The sequence below is a fragment of the Dongia rigui genome, from assembly GCF_034044635.1.
GTDB classification, from domain to species: Bacteria; Pseudomonadota; Alphaproteobacteria; order Dongiales; family Dongiaceae; genus Dongia; species Dongia rigui.
This window is the reverse complement of sequence record NZ_JAXCLX010000002.1, coordinates 632,866-654,141: the sequence shown is the minus strand read 5'-3', so window position 1 is coordinate 654,141 and position 21,276 is coordinate 632,866. Positions and strand designations below refer to the sequence as shown.

Here is a 21,276-nt window from a genome sequence, read left to right as displayed (position 1 = left end):
GGGGAACTGGGCATGGTCGGTCGGCGGCAGGCTGGGACGCGGCCCGGCGGCAGCGTAAGGCGGCCGTCGCTTCTCTCCCTTGGGCTGTTCGCGCTCACCTACTTTGCCTTCTGCTGGCTGGCGGACCAGCTGGGTTCTGCCGATGTGGCCGGTATCACGATCTGGCCGCCGGGTGGATTGTTGCTGGGACTTCTCCTCATTGCCGATCGGCGCAGCTGGCCTTGGTGGATCGGCACCGGGTTGATGGCCGAACTTGCGGCTGGCGCCGTCTTCTTCCACCTCAGCCCCGTCCCCGGCCTGATGATCTTCACCGGCAATGCCTTGGAAGCCGTGGCCGGCGCCACTTTCCTCCGCTGGGGGAAGATCGCCTCGTTCCGTTTCAGCGATCTGCGCGACATCCTGGCCTTCACCCTGGCCGGCCTGCTCGCGCCCGTCGTCGGTGCGACGGTCGGGGCCGCCACGGTGTCCCTCACCGCACGCCAGTCCTTCCCCGACGCCTGGCCGCTGTGGTGGGTGGGCGATGCGTCCGGCGTGCTGGTCTTTACGCCGGCCGTCCTCACGGTCCTGCAGAACTGGCGCAAATGGCGCCGCGTCGAAACCGCCCGCTGGATCGAGGTTGCCTGCCTGGTGGCGCTATCCGTGGTGACGGCGCATCTGGTTTTCACCGGACGTTATCCGTTCGACTTCCTGCTGTTGCTGCCGGTGCTGTGGGCAGCGCTTCGCTTTGAAACGCTGGGTGCGGCACTGACGTCGCTGCTGATTGCGCTGACGGCCAGCCATTATACCTTGGCCGGCGAAGGTACCGTGACGCGCCTCGGCGTCTCGACCGGGATGCAGCAATTCATGGTGCAGCTGTTCCTGGTCGTGGCGTCATTGTTGGCGCTGGTGCTTGGCACGCTGGCGCGACAGCGCCGGCAATCGATGCAGGCCCTCAAGGTCGCCAATCGGAACCTGCAATCCCGCGTCCAGGCGCAAACCGCCTCGCTCCAAGCCAGCGACAAGCGCTTCCGCCATGCGGCGGACGCCACCAACGCGCTGATCTATGAGACGCGACCCGACGATGGCACTGCGGTCTTCGCCTACGGCCTGGAGCGGTTCGTCGGCGAGAACGAGGTCGATCTTGGCAACAGCGATTGGTGGCGTGGACGCATCCATCCCGACGACGCGCCAGCGCATGTCACCTATCACGATGCATGCCTTAGCGATTCCGCTTGCCAGCGCTACAGCTCGAACTACCGTATCCGCCACGGCGATGGATCCTGGCGTGATGTCGAAGATCACGGCCAGATCATCCGCGACACGAACGGCAAGGCCGTGCAGCTGATCGGCTCCATCGTCGACGTGACCGAACGGCGCCATGCCGAGGCCCGGGAACGCTTTCTGACGCGCGAGGTCAGCCATCGCGCCAAGAATACCCTGAGCCTGGTTCAGGCGGTGGCGCGACAACTGGGCGCTACCGGCGGCGCCGATTTTCTGGGGCGCTTCGAGGAACGTCTGCAGGCGCTGGCCGAACACCAGAATCTGCTGACACAGAACGTCTGGGACGGCGTTGCCCTTGACGACCTGGTACGGACCCAGCTGGCGCATTTCAAGGATCTGTTCGACGACCGCATTCGCATTGGCGGCCCGGCCCTGACCCTCTCCGGCAATGCGGCCCAGCTGGTCGGGATGGCGCTCCATGAACTGGCGACCAATGCCGCCAAATATGGCGCATTGTCGAGCGATACCGGGCGCATCGGCATCACCTGGCAGATCAGCGCTGCCGATGACCGTTTCCTGATGCGCTGGATTGAAAGCGGCGGGCCGCGGGTGAAAGCGCCCAAGCATCGCGGCTTCGGCTCGACGGTGATCGAGCGCATGATCCGTACCAGCTTCGGTGCCCAGGTGATTCTGGATTTTCAGGCGACGGGCCTGATATGGCAGTTCACCTGCCCCAGCGCCACGCTGCGGGAGATGGCGGCTACGAGCGCAGCCGCGCCAGTTCTTCCTCGCCCATGAGGTTGCCGGGCTCGTCGCGATAGGTGCTGGTGCCGGCGATCGATTGTCCCTGCCACTTCTTTTCGAGCGCCGCGCGTTCCGGCTGGTCGCGAAACCAGCGGATGAATTCGTTCACTTTGGCAAGAAGCTGGTAGCCGGCGCCGGTCGCGGCGACGCCGACGGCATAATACCAGGGGGCCGCCGCCAGATTGCCCGGCAGCAATTCGATCTTGCCCTTCCAGCGGCTCTCCGCCCCCGTCGCCGCCCAGAAATAAATCGGCTGGTCGACGGCGAAGGCATCGACGACACGCTCGACCAGGCAGTCGTGAATCTGGCTCTGGTCCGAATAGGCGATAAGGTTGGCAAGGCGCACCTTGCCACCTGCTTTTGCCGCATTGGCGGCCCAGCGAATGCCGGCCGCTTCCAGTGTGGCAAAGGCGCCGGGATCATTGATGCAGCCCAAGACCTTGCCGGCGAGATCGTCCACGCCGCGGATCTGCTGGTCGCCAGCGCGCCGCCCCAGACAGTAATTGAGATAGGTATAGCTTTCCGAGAAGGCGGTGCCGCGATAAGCGGCGTTGGGCGGCAGCGCGCTCCACACCAGATCCGCCGGCGCCTCGCCGGGCCTTGGCCCGAGATGCAGCAACTCGGTGCACTGGTCCCAGGGATATTCGACAAACTCCGCCTTCACGCCCAGCCATTTGGCAAAGGCAGTGGCGTAATCGATGTCGAGGCCCATGAGCGGGCCGCCCGGGCGCAGGCGGAAGGACAGACCGACGAAAGCGGGCTCCACCGCAATGCGGATCGTCCCGCGCCTCTGGATATCGGCCAGACGATCATAATCGGCGCTGCTCGGCAGATGATGGCGTTTGAGGACATTGCGCACCGCATCGCTGCCGGTGTCGAGGGCGGCCGCCAGTTCTTCGGCCAATTGCATGGACCAGCGCGACTTGCCGACGACGCCGTCATTGCGGGCCGTTGCCTGGGGTACCGCCACCGAGATGACGCGGTTGTTGTCCCGGAGATCGTCGATGCACTGGTTGATGGATTGGAAATTGGCACTGAGGCGATCAAGTTCGCGCGCCAGATGGCCGGCGATTTCGCCGAGCATCTGGTCGGATTTGGCGGCCGTGCCGGCGACACGCTTCTGCACGTCGCTGAGATCGATGCTGCGACCGGCCTGCTTGGCGCTTTGCATCGTGCGCTGTGCCAGTTGCCGTACCTCGCTCGCCACGACGGCGAACCCCTTGCCCTGCTCGCCCGCATGCACGGCCTCGATCGTGGCATTGAGCGCCAGGAGGTTGACCGATTTGGCGATGCTTTCGATCTCGCGCAGGACCGTGAGGGCGTCGCTGGCCTTGCTTTCGATGGCGATCACCACCGCGTCAAGTTCGGCCTTGATGTTGGCAAGCACCGCCGCCATTTCGGCCGCCAGCGACTGCTGCAAATCGCCGGCGATGCGGCCGCTGGCCGTGACTTCGGCGCTGGACTGATCAAGGGCGGTATTCATGCGCTGGCTGCGCGCGGCGATTTCGCCCAGGGACAGGGCTTGGGCATCCAGGACCCGGCCGATGCCATGCTGCAGGCTTTCAAGCCCCTCGAGGCCCAGTTCGATCAGCCGAGAATCAAGATGAGGTGGGGTCAGCGCCCCATCGGAATTCGCCAAAATTGCCCCCTGACAGACACCATTCCCGGCTCTCGCGGCCGGATTAAAGTCGCATAATTGTGCACGATATTAAAAAAATGTGCACTCCATTAAACGAGTTCCGAATAAGTTCTGGAAAACCCCAAGCCGGCGCTGGTTGCCCCGGCTGGCCGGCACCGCTATAAGGGCCTGAAATCGCGGGCTTCCCCGCGCGATCTTCGTTGGGAAACATCGACTTGGCCAAGAATCCGACCGTTTTGGTCCTCAATGGACCGAATCTGAACATGCTGGGACTGCGCCAGCCGGAGATCTATGGGCGCGAATCCCTGAAGGATATCGAGAAGGCCTGCGCCGAAAAGGCCAAGGCCTTGGGCTTGGCGCTCGATTTCCGCCAGAGCAATCTTGAGGGTGAATTGATCACCTGGGCGCAGGAAGCACGTGGCACGAAAGCCGGGATCGTCATCAACCCGGCGGGCTATGGGCATACCTCCATCGCCCTCCTCGATGCCTTGCTGGTGACGGAACTTCCGGTCATCGAAGTGCATCTATCCAATATCCACCGGCGAGAGCCGTTCCGCCATCACACCTATACCTCGCAGGCCGCCACTGGCGTCATCTGCGGGCTGGGTGCAACGGGCTATCTGATGGCCCTGGAAGCGATGGCCAATCTGATCAAGACGAAGAAGGCACGCGCATGAGCAAGTTCGATATCGATGAAGCCCTGATCCGCAAGCTCGGGAGCCTGCTGAAGGAAACAGGGCTCACGGAGCTTGAACTGGAAAAAGACGGACAGCGGATTCGCGTCACCTCGCAGGCGGCACCAGCCACGGTGGTCCATGCCTCGCCGGTTGCCAATGTGTCGGCACCAGCGGCGCCGGCTGCCCCCGCCAAGGCAGAGACGGCGAAGAACGCCCTAACGTCTCCCATGGTCGGCACGGCGTATCTGTCGTCCGAGCCAGGTGGTACACCCTTCGTGAAGGTCGGCGACCGGGTCACCAAGGGCCAGACCGTCCTCATCATCGAGGCGATGAAGGTCATGAACCCCATCTCGGCGCCCGCCAATGGCGTGGTGAAGGAAGTTCTGGTCCACGACGCGCAGCCTGTCGAGTTCGGCGAGCCGCTTCTGGTCATTGAGTAAGCAGGGGCCAGCCGCGACGATGTTTGAAAAAGTCCTCATCGCCAATCGCGGCGAGATCGCGCTCCGCATCCACCGCGCCTGCCGCGAGATGGGCATCCGCACGGTGGCGGTGCATTCGACTGCCGACGCGGATGCGATGCATGTGCGCCTGGCCGACGAGAGTGTGTGCATCGGGCCCGCGCCCTCGCGCGATTCATATCTCAACATGGCAGCGATCATTTCGGCCGCCACGATCACCGGCGCCGACGCCATCCATCCCGGCATCGGCTTCCTGTCCGAGAATGCCAAGTTCGCGTCCATGGTCGAAGAGCATGGCTTCACCTTCATCGGCCCGTCGCCGGAACATCTGTCGCAGATGGGTGACAAGGTCGAAGCGAAGGCCACGGCGCGGAAGTTCGGCATTCCCTGCGTGCCCGGTTCTGACGGCGCCATTTCGGATGCCGACGCGCCGCGCATCGCCGAGGAGACGGGCTATCCGGTGCTGCTGAAAGCCGCCGCCGGCGGTGGTGGCAAGGGCATGAAGGTCGCCAACAATCCCGGCGAGTTGAAGGAAGCGCTTGCCATGGCGAAGGCCGAGGCGAAGGCCGCCTTCGGCAATGACCAGATGTATATGGAAAAATATCTGGGTCATCCGCGCCATATCGAGATCCAGATCCTGGCCGACAACCATGGCAACGCCGTGCATCTCGGTGAGCGCGACTGCTCGTTGCAGCGCCGCCACCAGAAGGTGCTGGAAGAAGCGCCCTCGCCCGCTCTCAATGCCGACCAGCGCGCCGAGATCGGCGAGATCGCGGTGAAAGCGGTCAAAGCCATGGGCTACCGCTCGGTCGGCACGATCGAGTTCCTGTTCCAGGACGGCAAGTTCTATTTCATCGAAATGAACACCCGCCTGCAGATCGAACACCCGATTTCGGAAATGATCACCGGCATCGATCTGGTGCGCGAGCAGATCCGCGTCGCCTCCGGGGCACCGCTGGGTTTTGGCCAGCAGGACATCACCTTCACCGGCCATGCCTTCGAATGCCGCATCAATGCCGAAGACCCGGTGACCTTCATGCCATCTCCGGGTCTGATCACGGATTTCCATGCCGCGGGTGGTTTGGGTGTCCGAGTCGATTCGGCGCTCTATGCCGGCTACAAGGTGCCCTCGAATTATGACAGCCTCATCGCCAAGCTGGTCGTCCATGGCAAGACCCGCAACGAGGCCTTGATGCGGGCCCGCCGCGCGCTTGAGGAAATGGTCATTCTGGGCGTCAAAACCAACATTCCGCTGCATCAGCGCCTGGTCACGGCCCCCGACTTCATCAACGGCGATTACGACATCCGCTGGCTGGAGAAGTTCGTCGGCATTTGACGCTGACCCGGCGCTGCGGCAGTCTTTAGCCGAAGGGTTGTCCGGGACAGCAGAGGTTGCCGATGTCCAACAGGGTCAAGCCGCCGAAGATCACGCCGGACATGCTGCTGCGTGCCTATGCGATCGGCATCTTCCCGATGGCGGAAGCGCGCAACGACCCGGAACTCTATTGGATCGATCCGGAGCAGCGCGGCATCCTGCCGCTTGAGAACTTCCATATCCCGCGCAGCCTCAAGAAGACTGTGCGCCAGGGTCTCTCGGGAGAGGCTGGCCAGTTCACCGTCACCTGCGACCGCGCGTTTGAGGCAGTCATCCATGGCTGTGCGGCACCAGCGCCGGGGCGCGGACAGACCTGGATCAACGACACCATCTTCGACCTCTGTCGCCAGTTGTTCCTGATGGGCCATGCCCATAGCGTCGAAGTCTGGGATGGCGAGGCATTGGTGGGTGGGCTCTATGGCATCAGCCTGGGCGGCGCCTTCTTCGGCGAGAGCATGTTCAGCCGGGCAACCGATGCCAGCAAGGTGGCCTTGGTGCATCTCATTGCGCGCCTGCGGCACGGCGGCTATAGCTTGCTCGACACACAATTCGTGACGCGGCACCTGAGCCGCTTCGGCGCCATCGAAATTCCGCGCGACGAGTACCGCCAGAAACTCAATGCAGCGCTCGCCAAGCCCGCAACCTTTTACGGCGTGGTGCCGGATTCGGTCGTGCTGGAATTGCTGGGCGCCGCGTCCGAAGGCTGAGCCGCATCCTGCGGCGCTTCGTTGGTGCAGTCGAGCACCCACAAATCATAGACCGGATGCTCCAGCGCCGAGAGCGCGGGGCTGGAGGCAAACATCCAGCCATCGAAACGCGATTGCGGCGCCTCACCTGGCTTTTCCTCGACCACATCCAGGAAAGCCGAAGCCTCGGGCGTCTCTTCCGGCGGATGCTTGTCGCAGGCCTTCGCCGTGATCTGCAACGAGCCGAACTTGACGCTGCCGCCCACCGGCACGGTGATGGTGGATACACGTGCCGTGATCTTGTCCATCGCCCGCAGCACGACGAAGTCGCCTGGGACCGCCAATGCCGCCGACATGCCGAGTAGCCCGGCGAGACCAAAACCGATGCCCGCCGACGCTGATCCGGCCAAACGCAACTTCATGACTTCTTTCCGTAGGGATTCTCGAGTTTCGCCACGAGATCGTTGAACACGGCCCTAATCTGCGCTTCATCGCAGCCCATCAGCACCGCATCCTCCAGCGCATCCTGCGCCAGTTGCCTGATCTCGATCAGATTCTGATTGAGGACTTTGACTTTTTCGAGGCACGACACAGGTTGACCGTCGGGCTGCTTCCAGACCGGCACGTCGAAACCGGCGCCTGCCTTATCCTTGCTCATACGCGCCTCTCCGCCCATCAAGGCGTCGCGGACTCTTCCTTCTTGGTATCGGAGCCGCCGACCACGAACTTGTTGATCAGTTCCACCAGATCAAGGGCGCCCTGCGCATGGGCGACCTGATCGCCATCCTTGAGCAGGTCGTCTTCCGCACCCGGCTCCAGTTTGATGTAGTAATTGCCGAGCAATCCGTCACTGGTGATGATTGCAGAGCTGTCCTTCGGCAATTCGACATCGCTGCGGATGTTGAGCTTAACGACGGCCTGGAACATCTTCGGGTCGAAATCCTGGGAGGTCACTGCGCCGACCTTGACGCCGCTGATGCGCACATCGGTACCCGGCAGGACAGACCCACCCCGATCGAAACGCACCGTCAGCGAATAGCCGCCCCTGTCTTCCTTGATGCCACTGCCGCTGTAGATGACATAGAGGAAGGCGGCGGCCGCGATGAGGACGACGGCACCCATGATGGTTTCGAGGACGTTGCGCTGCATGGATCGGGCCTTGGGCGTGTGGGACGGACGGGTAGGATGCGCGCTGAATTAGATCAGGCCGGCGACCAGGGTTCGTAATCGGCCGAGGCTTTGGCGCGCTGGCCACCCATCAGGGTATGGCCCGGCGGGCGATAGGCGAGGCCCGTACCGGTACGGTTGGGCTCATGCGGCTTTTGCCAGGCCATGGGCTTGGCCCGGTTGGTCGGCACCACGGACGTGGTCGCATGCAACCAGGCATGCCATTCCGGCGGCACGCGGCTCGCCTCGGCCTCGCCCTTATAAAGGACCCAGCGCTTCTCGCGCTTCTGGCCCTTCATGCGACGGTGAACGTAGTACTTGTTGCCGAACTCGTCCGTCCCGACCAGTTCGCCGTTCAGCCAAGTGAAGAGGCGTGTGCCGATGCTCATCGCGTGATTCGCCGTACTAGGTTGCCTATGGCCGCCAGACGATTGGGGAAGCCAATGGGAGCAACAGGTTAAGAACTCGGGCCGGAATATACTAGGCCGACGCCCGGCAAGCAAGAAAAGGGGGTGTCAGCCCGGAAAGCCGAGGTCTTTCCGCATGATATGGTAGGTGGGCACTGAAAAGCCCGAATGGCTACCCTGCCCCACGATCCGGTATCCCGCCCCTTCGAACAGGCGGATATTCCCCGCCAGGACCAGCCGGACGTTGAGGGTGAGTGCAGATGCCTGCCTCGCCCGGGCGTAGCTTTCCGCCGCTGCGAGCAGGAGCTGGGCGATACCCTGGCGGCGCCAATCTGGGTGAACGGCCAAACGCCCCAGATAGAAACCGCCCATCTTGGGTTCCAAGGCGACGCAGCCGACGAGGCGGCCGACCGATTCCGCCACCAGGATCGCCCCTTGCGCCTGAATGCGGCCAAGATTCTCGACCGTTTCTCCGGCTGCACCGGAGGGTGGCGTGAGGCTGGCAAGGGCTGCGAACGCCTCAATAACGAGCGCGAGAATGGCTGGGAGATCAGCCGCCACAGATGGGCGAACGTCTAGCGGATGGTCACTCGGGTGGGCGGGCATGGCGATAAGTTCATCGACTTCGATACATTCCAGGGTTGTAGTGACGGAAATTCTGTGACCGCCGCCACGTTCCACAGGATCATCATTTGGCCGAACGGGCAAGGCCGCCTAGCTTCATCAGCACCGCCACCGAAGGCCGCCCATGGGGGAACGGTCCGGCGCGGCAAAACTGGGGAATAGATGATGCTGGAACGCAAATCGACCGAGGCAATCGATAAGACTGGGGCCGTCCATAACGTGGCGGACGAGATGAAGGCACATTACACCCCGGCCGAGGTGCTGGGTCTTGTTGAACTCGCCCGCGCCGGGCTGCTCGATCACGACGACAGCGTGTCCTATGTGGGTGGCGCCGCGCCGCTCTCGCATATCATGGGCGGCGCCGGCGGCCTCGCCTTCGATGTCTCCCGCTTCACCAGCCCGTTCCTGGGTGGCACACCACGCGCCTTCCGTCGTCTCCCGCGGATCTATGTGCCCAACGACGCGAACCGCGGCTTCGTCGTCGGCGGGCCCCGCCAGGCATATCTCTATCAGCAGTATTATCGCGACGGTGCCGAAGTGGTGCCCCTGCAGGGTTTCCTACCGCGCGCTACGGGCGACATCATGTCCCTGGTGCATGTCGGTGCCAACGATCTGCGCAAGACGCCGCTCGACAACGCCGGCGCCTTCCTGTTCGCGTTCAAGCCCGAGGTGGAACTGGACGGCCGTCTGTCGCTGGCCACGGTGAAGCTGCCGGCGCTGTCGCTGGACTGGCGCCTGTCGGTCAAGGACGATCACAGCATCGCCGCACTGGTGCAGAAGCGCATCGATCTTGAATCCTTCATCTTCATCAACGTTTTCACGGTGGCGAGCCTGCCGCAGCCGGCCGCCCCCAATTTCGCCCCGCCGCCGCGCTTCCCGATCAACGGTTTCGCCAAAAAGCGCGCGGTATTCAAAAGCGAGCAGCTGATCCCGAGCGTCGGCTATCAGGATCGCTTCGAGCAGATCCGGATCGAGCCGGTGACCCATACCTTCCCGGCCGAGGCCGGTGCCACCTATCTGATCGAGGTTGGCCTGGGTCAGTCGGCGTTGTGCAGCGCGCCGACCCAGATCGATGAGACGTCGCGCGTCCTGCTCGATGCGCGGGTTCGCATTCCGCTGGTCAGCGTGACCACCGACAAGCTGCCGGTCTGATCCGCGGGGGCGGGCCACCGCCTTTGAGGGTGGTTTGACCAAATCCCGGCTTTGCACCATGCTTGGCTCAAAAGGCTGGCGTGGTGCAAAGCCCCGCCGCACAAGGGCATTGCCGGGGGACGATCCTGAACACGCAACAACACCAAAGGCCGCGCGGCCATTGGGCGGCGCTGGGCCTGCTGCTGGTCGGCACCGTCTTCGTCAGCCTTATCACGACCTTCGCGAGCCTCGCCTATGGCGGCGGCGCCACGCCGATGCTGCTGGTGTGGTCGCGCTTCACGGCGCTGACGCTCACCCTGTTCGTGGTGTTGAAGGCGGGTGGCGTTACCTTCCGGCTGCCACAGCGGAACTTCCGCGCCACCTTCTGGATTGCCATCTGCCTGATGATGATGTCGGTCGGCTATTTGAGCTCGGTCGCCTTCATCAAGGTGAGCCTCGCCGTCATCCTTCTTTATACCTACCCCCTGCTGGTGGCGATTTTCGCAGCGCTCTCGGGGCGCGAGCGCATCAGCCCCTTACGCGGCCTGCTGCTGGTGACCGCCTTTGCCGGGCTGGTGGTGGCGCTGGGGCGTGATATCGGCCTCACCGTCGACATCGGCGGCCTTGCCTTCGACCCCTCGCAGATCTCGCTCGACTGGCGGGGGGCCGCCCTGGCGCTGATCGCCTCGCTCGGCGTTGCCGGATTCGTCACCTGGGGCGGTGCCTATCTCGACGGGGTCGATTCCCGGGTCATGAATTTCTGGGCCAATCTGTGGATGATCGGCCTTGCCAGCCTTTATGTGGCCGTTGTCGGCGGGGTCGCCCTGCCCGGCACGCCAGCGGGTTGGGTCGGCTATCTGGGCGCCACGGCCTGCTATGTGACGGCCATGATCTGCTGGTTTGCGTCCATGAAGACGCTGTCGCCCACCGAAACGGCGATGACTTTGAACTTGGAACCGGCGATCAGCCTGGTGGCTGCGACAGTCATCCTAAGCGAAGCGACCTCGACCCAGCAGTGGATCGGCACGGTTATCCTTTTGATATCGATCATCTTTTCGAGCCTCACCGGACGTCACAAAAAATGAGAATCGATTAATTTCGGCATTTTGCGGTGCGACATGCGTGAGAAACGCCCATAAACCGGGGGGTTCCTCAACATCTATGGGCGTCAAGATTATTAATCACCAAATATAGATATTTTCCTGTTGCTGCCGAGGCTTCCCCGGGATCAATATCTGGTCACGGCGCCGGTCTAGCCGACTAGATATAGGCGCGCCGAACCAATCCTTTACCCCTTTTTGCTGAACCAGATTCTGCGAAGGGGCGAGGATTCGGTTCGTGAAGGGCAGATAAAGATCATTTTCGGGGGCACCAGATGCGCATTGCTCGTCGTTTCACCAAGGCCGGCCAGTCACCATATTCGGAAATCCTCTTCCGCCGCACCACGAGCGAGATCAAGAATCCGGATGGCTCGATCGTCTTTCAGCTGAAGGACATCGAAGTGCCGGCCGATTGGTCGCAAGTGGCGAGCGACGTGTTGGCGCAGAAGTATTTCCGCAAGGCCGGCGTGCCCGCGGCGATGCGCCCCGTGGTCGAAGGCGACGTGCCGGACTTCCTGTGGCGCCGCGAGGCTGACCGCGAAGCCCTGGTGAAGCTCTCGGCCGAGAAGCGCTTTGGCGGCGAGACCAGTGCCAAGCAGGTCTTCGACCGCATGGTCGGCACCTGGACCTATTGGGGCTGGAAAGGCGGCTATTTCGACACGGAAGAAGATGCCCTCGCCTTCTATGACGAAATGCGCTTCATGCTGGCGCGCCAGATGGGTGCGCCGAACAGCCCGCAATGGTTCAACACCGGCCTGCATTGGGCCTATGGCATCGATGGTCCGGCGCAGGGCCACCACTATGTCGACTTCAAGACCGGCGAGCTCACCGTCTCGGCCTCGGCCTATGAGCATCCGCAGCCGCATGCCTGCTTCATCCAGTCGGTCGCCGACGACCTCGTCTCCGAGGGCGGCATCATGGACCTGTGGGTGCGCGAGGCGCGCCTCTTCAAATACGGTTCCGGCACGGGTTCCAATTTCTCGAAGCTGCGCGGCGATGGCGAGAAGCTCTCTGGCGGCGGTCGTTCATCGGGCCTCATGAGCTTCCTCAAGATCGGTGACCGCGCTGCGGGCGCCATCAAATCGGGCGGCACCACGCGCCGCGCGGCGAAGATGGTGACGGTCGATCTCGACCACCCCGATATCGAAGCCTATATCGACTGGAAGGTGATCGAGGAGCAGAAGGTTGCGGCCCTCGTCGCTGGCTCCAAGGCCTGCAACGAACACCTCAACAAGGTGATCAAGGCGGCCAATGAAGGCACCGGCGCCGACAAGCTCGACCCCAAAGCGAATCCGGCTCTGAAGGCCGCCATCCGCGCCGCGCGCAAGGCCGGCGTGCCGGACAATTATGTCCAGCGTGTGCTGCACTTCGCCGCCCAAGGCTATGCCAAGGTCGATTTCCGGACCTATGATACCGACTGGGATTCGGAAGCCTATCTCACCGTTTCGGGCCAGAACTCGAACAACTCGGTGCGCATCTCGAACGACTTCATCGACCGCGTCGAGAAGGACGGCGATTGGGATCTCATCCGCCGCACCGACGGCAAGCTGCACAAGACGATCAAGGCCCGTGACCTCTGGGAAAAGATCGGCCAGGCGGCCTGGGCCAGCGCCGATCCCGGCGTGCAATACGACACCACCATCAATGAGTGGCACACCTGCCCGGAATCCGGCCGCATCAATGCGTCCAATCCGTGCTCGGAATACATGTTCCTCGACGACACGGCCTGCAACCTCGCCTCGCTGAACCTGATGACGTTCAAGGGCGAAGACGGCCAGATCGATATCGAGTCTTACGAACACGCCGTCCGCCTGTGGACTGTCGTTTTGGAAATCTCGGTGCTGATGGCGCAGTTCCCCTCGAAGGAAATCGCGCAGCTCTCCTACGAGTTCCGCACGCTTGGCCTCGGCTACGCCAATATCGGCGGCTTGCTGATGTCGGTCGGCCTCTCCTATGACAGCGAAGAAGGCCGCGCCATCACGGCGGCCCTCACCGCGATCATGACCGGTGTTGCCTATGCGACCTCGGCCGAGATGGCGGGCGAGCTTGGCGCCTTCCCGGGCTATGCCAAGAACGCCGACCACATGCTGCGCGTCATCCGCAACCATCGCCGCGCCGCCTATAGCGAGACCACGGGCTATGAAGGCCTCTCGGTCCCCCCCGTCGTGCTCGATGCCAAGAACTGCAAGGACACGCGTCTGGTCGAGGCGGCCCGCCGCGCCTGGGACGAAGCCCTGGCCCTGGGTGAAAAGCACGGCTATCGCAACGCGCAGTCGACCGTCATCGCCCCCACCGGCACGATCGGCCTGGTGATGGATTGCGACACCACCGGCATCGAGCCCGACTTCGCCCTGGTGAAGTTCAAGAAGCTCGCCGGCGGCGGCTATTTCAAGATCATCAACCGCATGGTGCCCGATGCGTTGACGACGCTGGGCTACAGCCCCGTGCAGATCGACGAGATGGTGCGCTATGCCGTGGGCCACGCGACCTTGAAGGACGCGCCCTACATCAACCATCAGAGCTTGAAGGCCCGCGGTTTCGACGACGAGACGCTGGCAAAGCTTGAATCCTCGCTGGAAGCCGCCTTCGACATCCGCTTCGTGTTCAACAAGTGGAATCTGGGCGACGCCTTCTGCCAGGCGGCCCTGGGCTTCACGCCCGAAGAACTCAACAACCCGGCCTTCGACATGCTGACCGCCCTGGGCTTCAGCAAGGCGGAATACGAAGCTGCCAACACCTTCGTCTGCGGCGCGATGACCCTGGAAGGGGCACCGTTCCTCAAGGACGAGCATCTCTCGGTGTTCGATTGCGCCAACCCCTGCGGCCGCATCGGCAAGCGGTACCTGTCGGTCGAAAGCCATATCCGCATGATGGCGGCAGCGCAGAGCTTCATCTCCGGCGCGATCTCAAAGACCATCAACATGCCGAACAGCTCCTCGGTCGAGGATTGCAAATCGGCCTATCTGCTCTCCTGGCAGCTCGGCATCAAGGCGAACGCGCTCTATCGCGACGGCTCCAAGCTGTCGCAGCCGCTCTCGGCCTCGGTGCTGGGTGACGACGACATGGTCGACGACATCATCGAAGCGCCGGCAGCCGCCCGCGCGCCGATCGTCGCCGAGCGCATCGTCGAACGGATCGTCGAGCGCATGATCGAAAAGGGCCGTTCGCGCCTCCCCGAGCGCCGCAAGGGCTACACCCAGAAGGCGATCGTCGGTGGCCACAAGGTCTATCTGCGCACCGGCGAATACGAGGATGGCAAGCTCGGCGAGATCTTCATCGACATGCACAAGGAAGGTGCCGCCTTCCGCTCACTTATGAACAACTTTGCCATCGCCATCTCGATCGGCCTGCAATATGGCGTGCCGCTCGAGGAATTCGTCGAGGCCTTCACCTTCACCCGCTTCGAGCCCAACGGCATGGTCGAAGGCAACGATGCCATCAAGATGGCGACGTCGATCCTCGACTACACCTTCCGCGAACTCGCCGTGTCCTATCTCGGCCGCAACGACCTCGCCCATGTGCAGCCGTCGGATCTCTATCCGGATGCGATGGGCTCGGGTGCCGACGAGCAGGCGATCCCCGAGAAGATGCAGCACGGCGTCGATGCCGTGAAGAAGATCGCCTCCAGCGGCTTCGTGCGCTCGAACCTCATCGTGCTGAAGAATGCCAGCATGGTGGTCGGCAACACCGCCCTCGCCCAGGACCTGCATGCGACAACCGCCATGCAGACGGGCGGCGGCGACGGCCCGACGCTCGCGGCCGTGACCGCCAGCGTGACCAACACCATGTCCGTGGGTGCCGCAGTCGTGCAGTCGGTCGACAAGCGGCTCGACAAGATCCGCGAGGCCAAGATGAAGGGCTATGAGGGCGATGCCTGCGGCGAGTGCGGCAACTTCACCCTGGTGCGCAACGGCACCTGCATGAAGTGCACCACCTGCGGCTCGACCAGCGGCTGCTCTTGAGAGAGTTCTGACGAGGTCATCCAAGGGCAGCCAGCCAGACTGCCCCAACCTCCGACCTCCTGGAACTGGCCTTAAGTTGAAAAGACCACCGGGTCCGTGCCAGTCACGGACCCGGTTTTCTTTTGGCAGTGTGACACGCAGCCCGCAGCATTGGCGGCTGCACCGACCGGGCCCAGCTTATCCAACGCGCTCCCAAGTCAGCGTGCGTGTAACGGGCGTGCCGTCAGCGCTCTTTGTTTCAAGGCGAATGGTGAGACTGTCGCCCATCACTTCCATCTGTCGCGTCAGGACCATGCCGACGCTTTCGCGCGACAGGGCGCCGATCAGGGTTTGGGTGACGCTGCTGGTCGCGTCGTCGATGACATAGCTGCCGAAATAGGCGTCGTAGCCGCCCACCGCGCGGCTGTTATTGGGCCCGGCGGCTGCCACGTCTGGCAATTCGACGCTGCGGTCGCGGCGCATGAACTGGGCGGCGAAATGTCCGCTGCGGTCGTATATCAGCAGCGCTTCCGGATCGTCGCCCAGCATCGGTTCCGGCCGTCTCTCACCTGTTGCCGTCACGTCGATCCGCGACAGCAAGCGCCAGGTCCCGGGCAACGTGTCGGAGAGGCGGGCCATCTTAGAAACTCGCCAGGGCTTTTTCGGTGGCGTCGAGGAAGATGTCGGCGTGTTCCTGGGTAAAGACCAGGGGCGGACGGATTTTGAGGATGTTGGCGCCGGGACCGGTGGCGCTGATGAGGACCTTGCGGCGGCGCAGGTCGTTGACGACATGGGTCGCGGCTTCGGCCTGCGGTTCCTTGGTCCTGCGGTCTTTGACGAATTCGAGGCCGAGGAAGAGCCCCGCCCCGCGCACGTCACCGATCACGTCGTAACGTTGCCTGAGTCTCTGCAATCCCGCCTTCATGTATTCGCCGACCTTGCCGGCATTGGCGGCCAGGCCCTCATTCTCGATCACCTCCAGCACCGCGCGGCCGACGGCGCAGGAGACGGGATTGCCGCCAAAGGTGTTGAAATAGCGCGAGCGACGACCGAATTCCTCGACCACATGCGGCTGCATGATGGCACCGGCAATCGGATGCCCGTTGCCCATGGGCTTCCCCACCGTGACAATGTCCGGCACCAGGCCATGGCGCGCGAAGCCCCAGAATTCCGGACCGACGCGGCCGAAGCCCGGCTGCACTTCATCGGCGATGTAGATGCCGCCCGCCGCCCGCACCGCCTCGACCGCTTCCTTCAAGAAGCCGGGTTCACCGGGGAAAACACCATCGCTGGAGAAGATGCCGTCAACAAGGAGGGCACATGGCTTGATCCCCTGCGCCTTCATGTCGGCCAAGGCCTGTTTGACGCCGGCCGCAAACGCCGCGCCCACATCGCCGTCGATGCGATAGGTATCCGGCGCCGGGACCAGCTTCACCTGTGGGCCCCGTTCGACATAGTCGCCGAGCGATGGCGACAGCTCCGAGATCGCCACGGTGAGGCCGTGATAAGCGAGCTGGGTGATGATGACGCCGGTGCCCTTGGTATAGGATTTGGCGATGCGCAAGGCGAGGTCATTGGCCTCGCTGCCCGTGCAGGTGAACATCACATGCTTCAAGGCCGCTGGGAATTTGGTGAGCAATTTGGCGGCGTAATCGACGATCGTTTCGTGCAAGTAACGCGTATGGGTGTTGAGGATGCCGGCCTGTTTGCTCAGCGCCTCGACCACATGCGGGTGGCAATGGCCGACCGAGGCGACGTTGTTATAGACGTCGAGATAGGCGTTGCCCTCCGGGTCATAGAGCCAGACGCCTTCTCCGCGCACGATATGGAGCGGCTTTTCGTAGAACAGGCGATAGGCCGGGCCCAACACTTCGCCGCGGCGCTTGATGAGGGCCGCGTCGGCGGCACTGATATCGCCTTCGCGGCCGGGGACGTATTGGTTCACCATCGCCATGATCGTTGTCTCCTTCAGGCACCGCAGAGGCGGTGCAGACAATCTTGCGCCTGCTCACGCGGCATGTCGGCAAAAGCCTTGAGGCCAGCCCAGGCGCGCGGCGCGTTGCGCAGGATATAGTCGCGGTTTTCCGGATAGCGCGCCGCGCGCCAGCTGGTGATGCAGGCGGTCGTCGCCATGCGCGCGGCAATGAGGTCGTAGAGCAGATCGAGCTCGGTCGCGGTGAGCGGGTTGGTCTCGTGATAGGCCTGGATGAAATCCCCGGCATCGGCGAGCGGGTTGCCCTCCTGCCCCAATTGGTAGGACGCCGCCACCGCGAGGTCGTTGACGAGCGGCGTATGCACCATATCGCCGAAATCGAGTATGCCGGCGACCTCGTCCGTCTGGTCCTTCTTCACCAGCACATTGGAGGGGTTGAGATCGCTGTGCACGAACTGCCAGCGCAAAGACGGCATGACAGGCCGCACATGGTTGTCGAAGGCAGTGATGACACGCTCCACCAGAGCGCGGCGGTCGTCGCCCTCGATATAGGGGAGATACTGCCGCAAGCGGCTGGCATGCTTGATGTCCCAGACCAGCTCATGATCCGCGGCCGGATGCTTGAGATCGCGCAGGGCGAGGCCCAGCCGGGCCAAGGCAGTGCCGATCGCCCGCCGCTGTGCGGCCGTTCGCGCGACGGTGGCCAATGGCTCGCCTTCGAGATAGCTGAACAGGCGCAGCACCATGGGGCGGCCCTCCGCGTCGCGCAGAATTTCCTCATGCCGGCCATGGATACTGCGGAGCACGCGCTGCACCGGCAGGGTTGGATCGATCCGTTCGATATGCAGCAGCGCCATGGTCTGGAGATTGGTGACGAGCGCTGCCTCGGCTGGGTTGGCGATCTTCAGCACATAGCTGCCGCGGTCGTTGCGGATGCGGAAATTCGCGTCGCGCTCGCTGGTAAGCGGGCTGGCCGCGCCGCGCAGGTCGAAGTAATCCCGGGCCAGCGCCTCGGCCTCGGCAATCGAAAGGACCGGCGGGGGCGCCGCGAGCTGACCATCACCGGCACTTTCGGACAGGGGTGCCGCTGTTCGGGCGGAAGGGATGTCGTTGTTCAAGATCTGCGCCGAGTAAAAACCCTCATCTGGCTGCACTTATAGCCGGGAAAAGGTGCCGCCGCCAACGGAAGCTTACATGCTGGATTGCGCGTCCCCTACCCGCTAGGATCGCCGCCGAACCTTTCCACGCACGATTTCCAAGGAGAATACATCATGGCCGGCAAAATCGACGCCCGCTTGGCTGAACTGAAGATCGAATTGCCCCAGGCCGCCGTGCCGGTTGCCAATTATGTCCCGGTCGTCATCGCCGGCAACACGGCCTATGTATCGGGCCAGGTCACGGTCTGGAATGGTGAATTCAAGTTCATCGGCAAGGTCGGCCAGGAATTCTCGACCGAGCAGGCGGCGCAAGCGGCCCGCATCTGCGGCCTTAACGTCATTGCCCAGTTGAAGAACGCGCTGGGTGATCTCGACCGGGTGAAGCGCGTCTGCAAACTGGGTGTCTTCGTCAACTGCGTCGATGGCTTCACCGAGCAGCCCAAGGTTGCCAATGGTGTCTCCGACCTGATGGTCGAGGTGTTCGGCGATGCCGGCAAGCATGCGCGCTCGGCCGTGGGCGTCAATGTGCTGCCGCTCAATGTCGCCGTCGAAGTCGACGCCATCATCGAGCTTGCCTAATACGCGCTTGCCGGACCCCAAGCTGACAGACCTCACCCTCACCGCCCGGGTCGTCGACCGGATCGCCAGCATGCCGGCGGCGGCCTGGGATGCTTGTGCCGGCGACGGCAATCCCTTCGTCAGCCACGCCTTCCTCAACGCCCTTGAAGTCTCCGGTTCCGTCGGGCGCGGCACCGGCTGGCTGCCGCAGCATATCGTGCTGGAGGATGCGGCGGGCGTCATTCACGCCGCCACCCCGCTCTACGTCAAGGGCCACAGCCAGGGCGAATATGTGTTCGACCATGGCTGGGCTGAGGCCTATGAGCGGGCCGGCGGCAAGTATTATCCCAAGCTTCAGGTGGCGGTCCCGTTCTCGCCCGTGCCGGGACCACGGCTGTTGGTGAAACCCAGCGCCGATGACAGCGTGATGCGCAGCGCCCTTATCAGCGCGCTCACGCAGACGGCGGAGAAAAGCGGCCTCTCCTCGCTCCATGTCACGTTTTGCGAACAGCAGGAAGCCATGGACATGGTCGACCATGGCTATCTCCATCGCCTGGGCACGCAGTACCACTGGCACAACAAGGGCTATGCCAGTTTCGACGATTTCCTCGGCGACCTGGCGTCGCGCAAGCGCAAGGCGATCCGCAAGGAACGCGCTTCGGTTGCGGCACAGGGTCTCGATATCAGCGCACTTTCCGGCGATGAGCTCACCTCGGCACATTGGGATGCGTTCTTTGCCTTCTACATGGATACCGGCGGGCGCAAATGGGGCCGGCCCTATCTGACCCGCGCCTTCTTCGAAGCCTTGCACGATGCCTTGCGCGACCGCGTCGTGCTGGTCATGGCGTTCCGCGACGGGCAGCCCATTGCCGGCGCCCTCAACCTGCGCGGCCGCGATGCCTTGTTCGGCCGCAATTGGGGCGCCATCGAAGACGTGCCCTTCCTGCATTTCGAATGCTGCTATTACCAGGCGATCGATTATGCGATCGAACACAAGCTCGCCCGCGTTGAAGCCGGCGCACAGGGCGAGCACAAGATCCAGCGTGGCTATTTGCCGGTCGAGACGCATTCGGCACATTGGATTGCCGATCCGCGCTTCAGTGAAGCGGTGGCGGACTATCTTGAGCGCGAGCGCCGCGTGATGCAGAACGAGATCACGGGGCTGATGACGTTGTCGCCCTTCCGCCAGGACAATGACCCAGGACGATGACTGGGCGCGCGATCGTCATCGGTGGCGGGCCGGCGGGCCTCATGGCGGCGGAAGCCTTGTTGCAGGCGGGCGTCGGCGTCGATCTCTTTGACGCGATGCCGTCGGTGGGGCGAAAGTTCCTGATGGCTGGTCGCGGCGGCCTCAACATCACACATTCCGAGCCGCTCGAGCGATTCCTGCCCCGTTACGGCAAAGCGCAGCGCCAGGCGACGGCCTGGCTTGAGGCGTTCGGGCCGCAGGCCTTGCGCGATTGGGTGCAGGCGCTTGGCGTCGACACCTTCATCGGCACGTCCGGCCGCGTCTTTCCGGCCGAGATGAAGGCGGCACCGCTGCTGCGCGCCTGGCTGCATCGGCTGCGCCAACAGGGTTTGCGCATTCATGTCCGGCATCGCTGGATTGGCTGGCACGGCGCGCGCGGCGCATCATTCGCCACACCCAGTGGCCGGGTCGATATCGCGGCGGATGCCATCATTCTGGCCCTGGGCGGCGGGTCCTGGCCGCAACTGGGCTCGGACGGCGCCTGGCAGGCGTTGTTGCAGGAACAGGGGATCGATCTTGCGCCGCTTGAACCCGCCAATTGCGGCTTCGACATCGACTGGAGCGGCCATCTGCGCGAACGGTTCGCCGGGGCCGCGCTGAAAAACATCGCCGCGGTGTTTGCCGGGGAGCGGCGCCATGGCGAAGCGATCGTCACCGAGAATGGCATTGAAGGTGGACTCATCTATGCGTTCTCGGCCCCCTTGCGCGAGGCGATCAAAGGCGCCGGATCGGCCACGCTGCAGCTCGATCTGCTGCCCCATCGCAAGACGGCCGATATCACGGCGGCGCTCGCCAAGCGCGGATCGCGATCGCTGTCGTCGCATCTCAAATCCAGCCTGGGCCTGGACGGCGTCAAGATCGCCCTGCTGCATGAATGTTTGGGCGATGATGAACGCGGCGATGCGAGCGTCATCGCGGAAAGACTGAAGGCGTTGCCGCTCAATCTGATCCGGCCGCGCCCGATGGCCGAGGCGATCAGTTCCGCCGGCGGCGTCAGGTTCGGCGCACTCGATGCGCAGCTGATGGTCAAATCGCTGCCCGGCCTCTTTTGTGCCGGCGAGATGCTGGACTGGGAAGCGCCGACCGGCGGCTATCTGTTGACCGCCAGCTTCGCCAGCGGCCTCATCGCCGGCAAAGGTGCCGCCGCCTGGCTGCAACAGGCGTCTTGAC

The 21,276-nt window shown here is 63.4% G+C and carries 20 protein-coding genes; 11 read left to right on the top strand and 9 right to left on the bottom strand.

Features of this window, described 5'->3' with window-relative positions; translation table 11 throughout:
* The first annotated feature begins 12 nt into the window (after window positions 1-12).
* Window positions 13-1,998: an MASE1 domain-containing protein gene (locus SMD31_RS14620; protein ID WP_320501638.1), complete on the top strand. Its 1,986-nt coding sequence runs from the start codon at window positions 13-15 to the stop codon at window positions 1,996-1,998.
* On the opposite strand, the gene SMD31_RS14615 is transcribed toward SMD31_RS14620, so the two are convergent.
* Window positions 1,961-3,643 (bottom strand): methyl-accepting chemotaxis protein, encoded by a 1,683-nt coding sequence (locus SMD31_RS14615; RefSeq protein ID WP_320501637.1) that lies wholly within the window; start codon window positions 3,641-3,643, stop codon window positions 1,961-1,963. The genes SMD31_RS14620 and SMD31_RS14615 overlap by 38 nt on opposite strands.
* 215 nt (window positions 3,644-3,858) lie before the next feature.
* Between SMD31_RS14615 and aroQ the strand changes: the two genes are divergently transcribed.
* From aroQ to aat, 4 genes are all read left to right on the top strand, one after another.
* The gene (gene aroQ, locus SMD31_RS14610) at window positions 3,859-4,320 is read left to right on the top strand and encodes a type II 3-dehydroquinate dehydratase (protein ID WP_407652142.1); all 462 of its coding nucleotides are present in this window, start codon (window positions 3,859-3,861) and stop codon (window positions 4,318-4,320) included.
* Window positions 4,317-4,760: an acetyl-CoA carboxylase biotin carboxyl carrier protein gene (accB, locus tag SMD31_RS14605; RefSeq protein WP_320501636.1), complete on the top strand. Its 444-nt coding sequence runs from the start codon at window positions 4,317-4,319 to the stop codon at window positions 4,758-4,760. Before aroQ ends, accB begins: the two co-directional genes overlap by 4 nt.
* A gap of 19 nt (window positions 4,761-4,779) precedes the next feature.
* Window positions 4,780-6,114, top strand: a complete 1,335-nt coding sequence (gene accC / locus SMD31_RS14600) for an acetyl-CoA carboxylase biotin carboxylase subunit (RefSeq protein WP_320501635.1) — start codon at window positions 4,780-4,782, stop codon at window positions 6,112-6,114.
* Window positions 6,115-6,176: 62 nt separating this feature from the next.
* Window positions 6,177-6,860 (top strand): leucyl/phenylalanyl-tRNA--protein transferase, encoded by a 684-nt coding sequence (gene aat / locus SMD31_RS14595; protein ID WP_320501634.1) that lies wholly within the window; start codon window positions 6,177-6,179, stop codon window positions 6,858-6,860.
* On the opposite strand, the gene SMD31_RS14590 is transcribed toward aat, so the two are convergent.
* The 5 genes from SMD31_RS14590 to SMD31_RS14570 all read right to left on the bottom strand — a co-directional run bounded on the left by SMD31_RS14590 (window position 6,800) and on the right by SMD31_RS14570 (window position 9,019).
* Complete coding sequence (locus SMD31_RS14590; RefSeq protein ID WP_320501633.1) at window positions 6,800-7,261, bottom strand: DUF2155 domain-containing protein; 462 nt, start codon at window positions 7,259-7,261, stop codon at window positions 6,800-6,802. The two genes, aat and SMD31_RS14590, sit on opposite strands and share 61 nt — an antisense overlap.
* Window positions 7,258-7,497, bottom strand: a complete 240-nt coding sequence (locus tag SMD31_RS14585; protein WP_320501632.1) for a hypothetical protein — start codon at window positions 7,495-7,497, stop codon at window positions 7,258-7,260. Before SMD31_RS14585 ends, SMD31_RS14590 begins: the two co-directional genes overlap by 4 nt.
* 17 nt (window positions 7,498-7,514) lie before the next feature.
* Entirely contained in the window at window positions 7,515-7,988 is a 474-nt protein-coding gene (mlaD, locus tag SMD31_RS14580) for an outer membrane lipid asymmetry maintenance protein MlaD (RefSeq protein WP_320501631.1), read from the bottom strand.
* A gap of 53 nt (window positions 7,989-8,041) precedes the next feature.
* A complete protein-coding gene (locus tag SMD31_RS14575; RefSeq protein WP_320501630.1) occupies window positions 8,042-8,395 on the bottom strand; it encodes an NADH:ubiquinone oxidoreductase subunit NDUFA12 in 354 nt (117 codons plus the stop codon).
* A 126-nt stretch (window positions 8,396-8,521) separates the two neighbouring features.
* Window positions 8,522-9,019, bottom strand: coding sequence for a GNAT family N-acetyltransferase (locus SMD31_RS14570; RefSeq protein ID WP_320501629.1), 498 nt, complete (start codon window positions 9,017-9,019; stop codon window positions 8,522-8,524).
* Window positions 9,020-9,199: 180 nt separating this feature from the next.
* Here SMD31_RS14570 and SMD31_RS14565 point away from each other — a divergent pair, with 180 nt between their 5' ends.
* The 3 genes from SMD31_RS14565 to SMD31_RS14555 all read left to right on the top strand — a co-directional run bounded on the left by SMD31_RS14565 (window position 9,200) and on the right by SMD31_RS14555 (window position 15,230).
* On the top strand, window positions 9,200-10,189 hold the full coding sequence (locus SMD31_RS14565) for a hypothetical protein (protein WP_320501628.1): 990 nt from the start codon (window positions 9,200-9,202) through the stop codon (window positions 10,187-10,189).
* Window positions 10,190-10,272: 83 nt separating this feature from the next.
* A complete protein-coding gene (locus tag SMD31_RS14560) occupies window positions 10,273-11,253 on the top strand; it encodes a DMT family transporter (protein WP_320501627.1) in 981 nt (326 codons plus the stop codon).
* A gap of 290 nt (window positions 11,254-11,543) precedes the next feature.
* Window positions 11,544-15,230: a vitamin B12-dependent ribonucleotide reductase gene (locus tag SMD31_RS14555; protein ID WP_320501626.1), complete on the top strand. Its 3,687-nt coding sequence runs from the start codon at window positions 11,544-11,546 to the stop codon at window positions 15,228-15,230.
* A 177-nt stretch (window positions 15,231-15,407) separates the two neighbouring features.
* Here SMD31_RS14555 and SMD31_RS14550 read toward each other — a convergent pair whose 3' ends face one another.
* Genes SMD31_RS14550 through SMD31_RS14540 form a run of 3 tightly spaced genes read right to left on the bottom strand, consistent with a single transcriptional unit; the run spans window position 15,408 to window position 18,260 of the window.
* Window positions 15,408-15,848, bottom strand: coding sequence for a lipocalin-like domain-containing protein (locus SMD31_RS14550; RefSeq protein WP_320501625.1), 441 nt, complete (start codon window positions 15,846-15,848; stop codon window positions 15,408-15,410).
* A gap of 1 nt (window position 15,849) precedes the next feature.
* Window positions 15,850-17,163, bottom strand: a complete 1,314-nt coding sequence (locus SMD31_RS14545) for an aspartate aminotransferase family protein (RefSeq protein WP_320501624.1) — start codon at window positions 17,161-17,163, stop codon at window positions 15,850-15,852.
* Between the two features lie 14 nt (window positions 17,164-17,177).
* On the bottom strand, window positions 17,178-18,260 hold the full coding sequence (locus SMD31_RS14540; protein WP_320501623.1) for a phosphotransferase: 1,083 nt from the start codon (window positions 18,258-18,260) through the stop codon (window positions 17,178-17,180).
* A 153-nt stretch (window positions 18,261-18,413) separates the two neighbouring features.
* On the opposite strand from SMD31_RS14540, the gene SMD31_RS14535 reads away from it, so the two are divergent.
* From SMD31_RS14535 to SMD31_RS14525, 3 genes are read left to right on the top strand one after another with little or no spacing between them, the layout of a single operon-like run.
* Window positions 18,414-18,878, top strand: coding sequence for a RidA family protein (locus tag SMD31_RS14535; protein ID WP_320501622.1), 465 nt, complete (start codon window positions 18,414-18,416; stop codon window positions 18,876-18,878).
* Entirely contained in the window at window positions 18,838-20,067 is a 1,230-nt protein-coding gene (locus SMD31_RS14530; protein ID WP_320501621.1) for a GNAT family N-acetyltransferase, read from the top strand. The genes SMD31_RS14535 and SMD31_RS14530 overlap by 41 nt, the downstream gene beginning before the upstream one ends.
* Entirely contained in the window at window positions 20,064-21,275 is a 1,212-nt protein-coding gene (locus tag SMD31_RS14525) for a TIGR03862 family flavoprotein (protein ID WP_320501620.1), read from the top strand. The genes SMD31_RS14530 and SMD31_RS14525 overlap by 4 nt, the downstream gene beginning before the upstream one ends.
* Window position 21,276 lies beyond the last annotated feature (1 nt).